This window comes from Catenuloplanes japonicus, assembly GCF_000717135.1.
Taxonomy (GTDB): Bacteria; Actinomycetota; Actinomycetes; order Mycobacteriales; family Micromonosporaceae; genus Catenuloplanes; species Catenuloplanes japonicus.
The window spans coordinates 18617-28483 of the sequence record NZ_JNXY01000046.1; the positions used below are offsets into that span (position 1 = coordinate 18617).

At 71.6% G+C, this 9867-nt stretch carries 9 protein-coding genes; 4 read left to right on the top strand and 5 right to left on the bottom strand.

Annotated features, from left to right (window positions below; all coding sequences use genetic code 11):
- Positions 1–202: 202 nt before the first annotated feature.
- The gene (locus tag OP04_RS50835) at positions 203–886 is read left to right on the top strand and encodes a helix-turn-helix domain-containing protein (protein WP_085067287.1); all 684 of its coding nucleotides are present in this window, start codon (positions 203–205) and stop codon (positions 884–886) included.
- A gap of 218 nt (positions 887–1104) precedes the next feature.
- Positions 1105–1653 (top strand): GNAT family N-acetyltransferase, encoded by a 549-nt coding sequence (locus OP04_RS45010; RefSeq protein WP_051800034.1) that lies wholly within the window; start codon positions 1105–1107, stop codon positions 1651–1653.
- A 22-nt stretch (positions 1654–1675) separates the two neighbouring features.
- On the opposite strand, the gene OP04_RS45015 is transcribed toward OP04_RS45010, so the two are convergent.
- Positions 1676–2074 carry a DUF3592 domain-containing protein gene (locus OP04_RS45015; protein WP_033346199.1) on the bottom strand — a complete coding sequence of 133 codons (399 nt, stop codon included), beginning with the start codon at positions 2072–2074 and terminating at the stop codon, positions 1676–1678.
- Between the two features lie 253 nt (positions 2075–2327).
- On the bottom strand, positions 2328–3098 hold the full coding sequence (locus OP04_RS45020) for an SDR family NAD(P)-dependent oxidoreductase (RefSeq protein ID WP_033346200.1): 771 nt from the start codon (positions 3096–3098) through the stop codon (positions 2328–2330).
- An 87-nt stretch (positions 3099–3185) separates the two neighbouring features.
- Between OP04_RS45020 and OP04_RS45025 the strand changes: the two genes are divergently transcribed.
- Positions 3186–4049 carry a helix-turn-helix transcriptional regulator gene (locus OP04_RS45025; RefSeq protein WP_033346201.1) on the top strand — a complete coding sequence of 288 codons (864 nt, stop codon included), beginning with the start codon at positions 3186–3188 and terminating at the stop codon, positions 4047–4049.
- Between the two features lie 15 nt (positions 4050–4064).
- On the opposite strand, the gene OP04_RS45030 is transcribed toward OP04_RS45025, so the two are convergent.
- Positions 4065–4988, bottom strand: a complete 924-nt coding sequence (locus tag OP04_RS45030; RefSeq protein WP_033346202.1) for an SDR family NAD(P)-dependent oxidoreductase — start codon at positions 4986–4988, stop codon at positions 4065–4067.
- A gap of 168 nt (positions 4989–5156) precedes the next feature.
- On the opposite strand from OP04_RS45030, the gene OP04_RS45035 reads away from it, so the two are divergent.
- Positions 5157–6245 (top strand): aldo/keto reductase, encoded by a 1089-nt coding sequence (locus OP04_RS45035; RefSeq protein ID WP_085067289.1) that lies wholly within the window; start codon positions 5157–5159, stop codon positions 6243–6245.
- An 88-nt stretch (positions 6246–6333) separates the two neighbouring features.
- On the opposite strand, the gene OP04_RS45040 is transcribed toward OP04_RS45035, so the two are convergent.
- Positions 6334–7128 carry an SGNH/GDSL hydrolase family protein gene (locus tag OP04_RS45040; protein ID WP_157241205.1) on the bottom strand — a complete coding sequence of 265 codons (795 nt, stop codon included), beginning with the start codon at positions 7126–7128 and terminating at the stop codon, positions 6334–6336.
- Between the two features lie 189 nt (positions 7129–7317).
- Entirely contained in the window at positions 7318–9753 is a 2436-nt protein-coding gene (locus OP04_RS45045) for a BTAD domain-containing putative transcriptional regulator (RefSeq protein ID WP_033346203.1), read from the bottom strand.
- Positions 9754–9867: the final 114 nt, after the last annotated feature.

Here is a 9867-nt window from a genome sequence, read left to right on the forward strand (position 1 = left end):
TCAATGGGCCGCTGGATGTACCACCGGTCAAACAAGAGCGGTGACATTCGGCCCGTCTTCGCGTGCAATCACGACTTCGCCGCGCAGCCGGGGCACGATGCGTTGCGCCTCGGACACGGATAGGTCGATGATGACCGGCGTCCCGGGGCGTCGGATCGAATCTGTCCGCTCAGCGGACACGCGACCAGAGCTAAACTGATGCGTGGAAAAACAGAGGCATCCCGAACCCAGTGAAACGGGAAGGGGACGCGGCGTTATAGACGGGGCATTTCGGCTGCTCCAACTACTCCCGCATATCAACGATGACTACCAGATCCGGGACCTGTCCCGGTTGTCCGGTATCCCTCGGGCGTCGGTTTATCGGCTGATGTCGCAGCTCTGCGACGTGGGAGCCGTCGAACTGGTCGGGGACCGATATGTGATCGGCCGTACGATGCTCGCGCTGGCCACGCGTGCCGAGCCGGTGCGCGGGCTGCGTCGCCGGGCCTTACCACTCATGCAAGCACTCAGGGAGCGCACCGGCGCGACCGTGTCGCTGGTCAGCCGACGAACCGACGATGCGATGGTGCTGGAGGCCCTTCCTGGCCGGGAACCGCTGCCGGTGGACATATACGCCGGCCTCCCTCTTCCGGACCTGGCCGCAGCGACGTTGATCCTCACGTCGGCCGTCGTTTCGGGACGCATCGATCCGGTACGTCGCACCGCCGTCGATCTGGGTCACACGGTGGCGGGAATGCAATGCCTCGCTGCGGCCCTGACCCTTCCGAACGGTGATGAGGCGGCCGTACAGATCACTACGACCCATCGGGCCGATGCGGCCGATCTGCTCCCGCTGGTGCGAGACACCGGCCGCCGGATCGGCTCTGCGCTACGTGCAACGACGTAGTAAGAATGCACCCGTCGTCGTTCGCCGCGGCGGTGGGCGCTCTTCTCGTGAATCCCACCGGCCGGCACGATAGACGATGGCCACGGATTCGCGGATGCCGGGCGTCTGCCCGAAGGTGCCATGGCACGAACTGTTGGTACAAGATCGTCGGCGCGGAGGCGACTGCTCGCCCTCCGCCTTCCTAACCTGAGCCCATGTCTGAGGTCAGCCTTCGGCCTATGCGTGACGCCGATCTTCCGTCCCTCTCCGCGACGGTGAGTACGTACAACGACTTCGGTCCGACCGCACCGCCCACCAAGGCCGCCCCGTACGATCTGGAAACCCGGGGCGCGTTCGTCGTCGAGGCCGGCGGCGATCCGGTCGGCACCGTCAGCTGGTATCCCAAGCGCTGGGGCCCGAACGAGAGTTCCTCGTGCACGAGGATCGGCGTCTTGCTGCTGCCCGAGCATCGCGGACGCGGGATCGGTACCACGGCGCAACGCGAGCTGGTGACCTTGCTGTTCCGGCACACGGCGGTCCACCGCGTCGAGGCTTACACCGATGTCCGCAACATCGCAGAACAACGTGCGCTGGAAAAGGCCGGACTGATGCGGGAGGGCGTCGTACGCGGCTCCCAGTTCCGTGACGGCAGGTACAACGACGGCTACCTGTACGGGATTCTGCGCACGGACCTCGACGACGCCTGCCCCGGGGTGAGCGCCGACCTTCGTTTCATGGGCGCTCGGCACCGCTTCGTGGGCGCGGTGGAGGCCACCGGTCAGCCGTGAGGCTCGGCGGCCCGCACCGTGGTCAGGACTGGAGGATCAGATAGACGCCGGCGACGATGAAGCCGAGGCCGATGAAGCCGAAAAGCCCGTTGGTACGCATCTCGTTGCGCAGAGACACCACTGTGGCGGTCTCCGGCCGACCGGCCTGGTACACCACCTCGACGCGCTCGCCCACTCCGAACAGGGGCTCGCTGCTGACCGGTTGCACCACGAATTCCCGCGTGGTGCCGTACTCGTCCCGATACGCGATGACTGTCGCGTAGATCTTCGGGGTCGAGGTGCGTCCACGCCGTTCCTCCCGGACGACCTCGCCCGGCGAGCGGACGCCACGACGGAGCAGCCTGGCGTGCTCGATGTGCCGTTGGACGGCCAGGAGCACACCCGCACAGCCCAGGATCAGGCAGAGGATCGCAGCGATCATCGTCGGAGCACCTTCCGCAGCAGACGGGCATCGGCCTTCTCATCCTCGGCGATCGCCGCCGCGGGCGCGAAACCGTCCGGTGACACCGGCTGCGCGGATCGGCCTCTGGACGGTAGAACACGACGGGTGCGAGCACTGCGCCGCTGCGGCGTCGTTGCACCTTGGGGCACTCCTTCAGGCCACGCGACCGTCGGCGCGCGTGTGGTGGATGCCCGCGGTGTGCCGGCGCACGCCGATCAACCGTGCGGCCGGCTCATGCTCCGGTTCCGCCGTCGACCGGGATGATCGCACCGTTGACCATGGAGGCGCGGTCACTGAGCAACCACGCGGCGACCTCGGCGACCTCGACGGGCTCGGCCATGCGATTCATCGGGCTGGCGGCCTCGGCTGCCGCGATGATCCCGGGAGCGGCCGCATCCCACTCCAGCATCATCTCCGTCGACGTGCCACCGGGAGTGATTCCGTTGACACGGATGCCTTGCGGGCCGAGAGTGACCGCCGCGCTCTCCGTGAGGCTGTTCAGGGCTCGCTTCATCGCACCGTAGGCCGGCAGGAACGGGTTCGCGCGCCGGCTGCCGATGCTCGACGTGTTCACGATCGCGCCACCACCGCCGTTGCGCATGAGCGCGATCTCGGCGTTCATCGCCGTCCAGTGCGCCCGGAAGTTCACCGCGAACTGCGCGTCTATGTCGGTGTCGCTGGTGGTGTCGAACGGGCCGGGCTGCTGCCCGATGCCGGCGTTGTTGAACGCACCGTCGAGCCGGCCGTGCAGGTCACCGGCCCGATGCACCGCGGCCGTGATGCCGGCGCGGTCGGCCAGGTCGACGGTGACGGCGTCGGCCACGCCCCCCGCGTCACGGATCTCGGTCACGAGGTGTTGCAGCGCGTTCGTGTTGCGGGCGGCGAGTACGACAGATGCGCCCTCACGGGCGAAAAGGCGGCCGGCGGCGGCGCCGATACCGCGGCTGGCCCCCGAGATGAAAATGACCTTGCCGGTCAGCAGACCGGTCGTGGTGTGCGTCATGGGTCCCAGCGTCGTCCCGCATCCGATCCGGGCACAGGCACAGGTTGTACTACTCTTGGGCGCCGCCCGAGCGCACACACTGGGACCGTGGACAAGCAAGAGCTCGCGGCGTTCCTCAGGAGCCGTCGCGCACGACTGAGTCCGCGGGATGTCGGCCTGCCCGCCGGCCCGCGACGCCGCATATCCGGCCTGCGCCGCGAGGAGGTCGCCGTCCTCGCCCACATCTCGACGGAGTACTACGCGCGTCTCGAGCAGGGCCGCGCTCCCCGCCCTTCGGCGGACGTGCTGGCCGGGATCGCCGGCGCGCTGCGGCTGACCGGCCCCGAGACCGACCACCTGCACCTGCTGGCCGGTACGGCCCCGAACCGCACCGGCCTGCACCGGCGAGACGTGCGGCCCAGCATCCTGGCGTTACTTGACCGGCTGCCCCGGACCGCGGGATTCGTCGTGTCCGCCGGGTTCGACGTGCTGGCCTGGAACGACCTGGCCGCCGCGCTCATGGAGGACTACGCCGTCCTGGACCCGGCCGACCGCAACCTCGCCCGGCGCGCGTTCCGGCCCGATGCCGCCGCGAGCGAGCCGCTGTACGGCCTATCCGACGCCGCCGAGTTCCGCCGGCAGGCTGTCATGGACATCCGGAGAGCCGTCGCACGCTATCCGGCCGACCCGGCGATCACCGCGCTGGTCGAGGAGCTGCGCGCCACCAGCCCGGAATTCGCCCATCTCTGGGAACGCCACGACGTGCAGCCCGCACCCATGCTCACCAAGACGTTCCACCATCCGGTCGTCGGCGAGCTGACCCTGGACTGTGAGTCCCTCCACCTCACCGACCTCGATCAACACCTCGTGCTCTACAGCGCGGCCGCCGGAACCCCCGCCGCAGAAGCCCTGGCCTTCCTCCACGCGCTCGGAAGGGAAGGGATCCCGGCACGCCGGGAGAACGGTGTGTGAGCAGGCCGCACGGTGTCACCGGCCCGGTCGACGCCGCTCGGCGTCGGTGAGCGCGGTGGAGACGTCCCACAGTCGTCGTGCGGCCTCCGGATCGAGCGCCCAGTCGCGGACGCCGTGCAGGCCGTCCACCACCTCGGGGACGATCTCCGCCTCGTGACAGTCCTCGAAATAGCGGCCGCCCGAGCCGGCCAGCTCGGGAGCGGTGGCGACCAGGACGGAGGTCGCCGCGCCCTGTTCCACGGTCTTGACGACGCCGACCGCGCGCTCCTTCTCGGCCGCCAGCACGGCCGGGTCCCAGTGCCTCTGCAGCCCGGTCCAGATGCCGCCGGGCATGACCGCGTCGGCGGTGATTCCCTCCTGCGACCAGCGGCGGGTGGCCTCCACCGCGAAGAGCACGTTGGCGGTCTTCGACTGTGCGTAGGCCAGAGCGGCGTCGTAGGGCCGGTGAGTGAAGAACAGGTCGTCGAACACGACCGGCGAGCCACCGTTGGCGGCGGAGGCGACCGAGACGATCCGGGCCGCCCCGCTCGCGGCCAGAGCCGGCCTCAGCGCCAGCGCCAGCGCGAAGTGGCCCAGGTGGTTGACCGCGAAATGCAGCTCCCAGCCGGCGACCGTGTACGCCTCCGGCGCGTTCATCACCGCGGCGTTGTTGATCAGGATGTCCAGCGGACCCCGTCGGTGCGAGGCGAACGCCTCGACCGTGACCCGATCGTTGCCGGTGGACGCCCGGATGCCGGCGGCGACCCGTTCTCCCGCGCCCACGTCGCGCACGGCCAGGGTGACCGAAGCACCCGCGCCGGCCAGCGCGCGGGCCGTCTCCGCACCGATCCCCGAGGCGGCACCGGTGACGACCGCCGTCCGGCCGGTGAGATCCACGCCGGCCAGCACCTCGTCCGCCGTGCTCCGCGCGCCGAAGCCGCGGATGTCGTTGATTGTCATGGCTGCTGCCTTCGTTCCGGGGTCGGGATCAGGGGAAGCGGTCTTGGCCGCGTCGCGCGACGGCTCGACGGCGCGGCGCGGGTCGCCTCCTTGCAAAAGCGGAAAGCCTTTCCGTATAGTTCCGGAAAGCTTTTCCGCTTACGGTGACCATATCGCAAGGAGACCACCATGCAGTACCGCACCCTGGGCCGGACCGGCATCAAGGTCAGCCCGTACGCCCTCGGAGCGATGATGTTCGCCACCTCCATGGGCAACCCCCCGGAGGAGTCCGAACGCATCATCCATCGGGCCCTCGACGCGGGCATCAACCTCATCGACACCGCCGACGCGTACGCCGACTCCGAGGAGATCGTCGGCCGCGCCCTGCAGGGACGACGGGACGGCGTCGTGCTCGCCACCAAGGTGGGCCGGCCGGTGGACGAGGACATCAGCCACCGAGGCGCGTCACGACGGTGGATCATGAAGGCGGTCGACGGCTCGCTGCGCCGGCTACGTACCGATCACATCGACCTCTACCAGATTCACCGCCCGGACCCGGACACCGACATCGAGGAGACCCTCTCCGCGCTCACCGATCTGGTCCGCAGCGGCAAGGTCCGGGCGATCGGCACATCCACCATGCCCGCCTCCGACATCGTCGAGGCCCGATGGGTGGCCGAGCGTCGCGGCCTGGAACGCTTCCACACCGAGCAGCCTCCCTACTCGATCCTCAACCGCGGCATCGAGAACGAGGTACTGCCCGCCGCGCAGCGCCACGGCATGACCGCCATCGTCTGGGGCCCGCTCGGGCAGGGCATGCTCACCGGCCGCGTCCGCAAGGGCGCGCCGAACGACCTCCGGCGCGCGCGATTCTCCAAGCACCTGAGCGACGAGCGCCGCATCGACGTCGTCGAGCGGCTCATACCGCTGGCGGCCGACGCCGGGCTCCCGCTGACCCATCTCGCGATGGCCTTCACCATCACCCACCCCGGCGTCACCAGCGCCCTGCTCGGCCCACGGACCATGGCACACCTGGACGACCTGCTCTCCGGCGTCGACGTCACGCTGTCCGACGACATCCTCGACCGCATCGACGAGATCGTGCCGCCGGGCACCGACGTGACCCGTCTCGACCAGGCCTACCTGCCGCCGGCCGTGCTGCACCCGGGCCTGCGCCGCCGTCCGAACCCCGAGCGCGCCGCCGCCGGTCCGGCGCCGCGGGACGACCGGGCCACACCGGACGGAAAGAGTGCCGCCGAGGCGCCCGCCGGCAACTGATCCGCACGCCGCGGACCCGGGGGCTCACCACACCGAGTCCGCGGCGTCCTCACCGTGGCGGACCAGCGGACCGGCGTCGCAGTCGCGGTCAGGGTGCCAGCTGGGGTTGCAGAGCGGCGAACCAGGCGTCGGCGATGCGCCGGTAGCCGGCGTCCGTCGGATGGATGCGATCCGGGCCGATGTCCGTGACGGTCAGCGCACCATGCAGGTCGACCAGCACCACTCGGTGCCCGGCCTCGCGCTGTGCCTGCGCGATCGACGGAAGCGCCGCGTTGAACGCCCGGACCCGCTTCTCACATTCGAGATCACCGGAGGGTACGAGGGAGGAGAACACCACGAGCGCACCGGGCCGGACGGCGACGATGCTGTCTATCAGCCGTCGTAGCCGGTCCGGGGCGTCCGCGAGATCCCGGTTCTGAATCGTGTCGTTCGTGCCCACGTTGATCAGCACCACATCCGGGCGGGCATCAGCCAGCCACTGGCTCACGCCGCCGGCCACCTGATCGATCCGATATCCCGGATGTCCCTCATGCTCGGCATCCGTCATGCTCCCCGACCGCTGCGACCCGACCAGGTCGACCGCGACCCCGGCCTCCGACAGCCGTTCCCGCAGAATCCGCCGATAGCCGTCGTCGCTGCTCGATCCGTGCCCCCAGGTGATCGACGCCCCCAACGGCATGATCCGCACCGGAACGGTCTCGACCTGCTGCGCGGCGGCAGGCGCACATCCGCCCACGCCCAGCATGGCCGCCACCAGCACAAGAAGCGCCCCGCCCACGCCACGTGATCCAGCCGCCGGCGCGGACACGTGGTGCGTGCTGTTCACACCGGCCGGGCCCGCCTCGGGTGCAACTCGCGCCGGCACGCGATATGTGCTGTTCACGCCGGGAGTCTCGCCGCTGGTGCGCCGGTTGCGGCAGGGGTGTGCCGGCCGCGCGGCCGCATCAGGAAGCGGTGGTGCCCGACAGGGCACGCGGCGTCCCACCCTCTGCCGCAGCGAGAGTGCCTACGCTCGGCCACGTACCGTGCGGCCGTCGTAGGTACGCGCCGGCGGATGCGACAGCCGTGAGCCTCACCGCGCGGAGGCAGACATCCGGCGTTCCAGGCGTCGCAGGTCCCAGGCCGCGCCGAGGCGAAGGTAGATCTCACGGGCCGTGTCGGCCTCGCGGGCCGCGCCGGCGCGGTCGTCGGCCGCGGCCAGCAGTACCGCTGCGTCCTCACGGGTGGCGGCTTCCTCCGGCAGCAGTCCGGAACGGCGATGACCGGCCGCGACCGCCAGCAGCGGGCGCGGATCGCCGGTGATCAGGCCATGGCCGTGCGGTCCCGCGTCGTGGGCGGCGCGGGCCGCGAGCTCCGCCCGGCCGGTGTCGCCCGCGAGCCGGACCAGGTGTGGCAGCCACGGCCGGACCGGTGCGGGCGACGAGTGGCCGAGCTCCAGCAACGGCGCCAGAATCTCCGCCGCCGCACCGGCGTCGCCCGCGCGTTCCGCCAGGTGGGCGCGCGCCAGCAGCAGGAACACGCTGTTCTCCCGCTCTTCCGCCGTCACCTGTCCACCGGTGTCCCACCATGCCGGGCCCGGGTCGCGGTCCTCCCGGCGGACCGTGATCAGCCCGGTCAGGCCGCGGACCAGCACCTCCACCGCGCCGGGCTCGCGCCGGCCGAGGAACATCGCGGAGATCGCGGCGTCGTCGGCCGCGCTCAGCTCCGCGGCGGCGTCGTCCCACCGGCCGCTCCGGTAGCCGAGGACGGCCGCCGACACCCGGTTCACCGGCAGGCGTCGCCGGAATCCGAATCGCGCGGCGTCCCGGACGGTCCGTTCCGCGGCGTCCAGCTCACCGAGGCCGATCAGCGTCACCACTCGAAGATCAAAGAGATCGACCGCCAGGGGGTACGTGTCCGTCCGCTCCCGGACCATCCTGAGCGCCGCGTCCACGCAGACCAGCGCCGCCCGATGCCGCCCTCGCACCGTCTCGACCATCCACCGCGTCCGCAGCTGCGCCACCCGGTCCTCCACCCGGCCGTCCCGCACCACGCCCGTCTCCGTCACCGGGTGGCCGACGACCTCGGCCGAGGCGGCCTCGACCAGGGCACGCAGGTCTCCGCGGCGGAACGTGTCGAGCTGGGCGCGGTGCCGGGCACGCCAGAACGGGGGCACGGACGGGTCCCTCCATGACGACTCCACCAGCGCGATCGCGCCCGCGTGGTCACCGCTGCGGAAGCGCATCTCGGCCAGCAGCGACCACATCTCGCCGCGGGCCGCCGGGTCCGTGACGGTCTCCAGCACGGCGGCCGTCGCGGCGGTCGGGTTCCGTCCGGCCCGGAACTCGGCGCGGACCAGTGCCGCCGACAACGTCCTGCGCTGCCCGGCGTCCGGGTGCGGAGCGCGCAGCGCGGCCCGGAACAGGGCCGCGGCCGGCGACGGCACCCGCCGGACCAGCGCGGCGTGCTCGGCGGCCAGCCATCCGGTCAGGAACGCGTCCGGCTCCGGAACGCCGCGAACCTGTGCGGCCACCAGCTCCGGCGCCGCGCCGGCCCGGATCAGCGCACGCGCGTACCGGAGCCGGTCGGCGTGCGGCACGGCCGCCGCGATCGACCGGCGCACCGCGGCGTCCCGGAACGTCAGCGTGCTGCCGGACGCGACCAGCGTGCCCGACTCCAGCGCTTCCTCCAGCTCCCCGGCCAGGTCGGCCGCGCTCCGCCCGGTCACCGCTGCCAGCTCCGCGGCGTCGAACCGCTCACCCAGTGATGCCGCGGCCCGTACCGTCCCGCACCGCAGACGGTCACCGGGATGCGCCACGACGGACGGCTCCAGCGCGCGCAGGGCGGGGCCGGGCGCGACACCCAACTCGGAGGCGAGCGTCTCCCGGGCCGCCTCGAACGCGTCCGCCGCCTCGGCTCGACGGCCGGCGCGCAGGAGGGCGCGTACTCGCAGCTCATGGAATGGCTCGTGCAGCGGGTGATGGTGGATCAGCGTGCCGAGCTCGGCGATCAGGCCGTCGTCGCCCGCGTCGAGGAGCAGGCGGGCGCGCAGTTCGCGCGCGGCGAGACGGGCGGTGAGCAGCCGGGTGCGTTCCAGCGCGAGGTGGTCACCGGGCAGCCCGGCGTACGGTTCGCCGTGCCACAGCGCGAGCGCGGCACCGAGATCCGCCGCCGCCCCGGCCGGGTCGATGCCACGGAGGGTGAGCGCTGCCGCGTGCGCGGCCGTGAAGCGTGCGCTGTCCAGGTCGTCGACGGCCAGTGCGTACCCGGTGTCGGCGGTCCGCAGCAGCTCGCGTCCGTGCGGGGCGAGCGCGCCACGCAGGCCGGAGACGTAGGTGTGCACGCTTCCGGCAGCGGTCGCGGGCGGACGGGTGCCCCAGACGGCCGTGATCAGGCGCTCGCGGGAGACGGGGCGTCCGCGGGCGGCGGCCAGCGTCGCGAACAGGGTGCGCTGGCGGGTCGCGCCGAGGGGCAGTTCCCGGCCGGCGAGCCACGCCCGGACCGGGCCGAGGACGGAGACGTTCAGCACGGGTATAGGACGTGCGGGCGCGGCCAGGGGTTCGGTGAGCTGCCTCTCCGTACCCGCCGATGCCGTTCTTCCGAAGCGCGGATCCCGGACGTGACGGTCACGGGAGCACGCCGG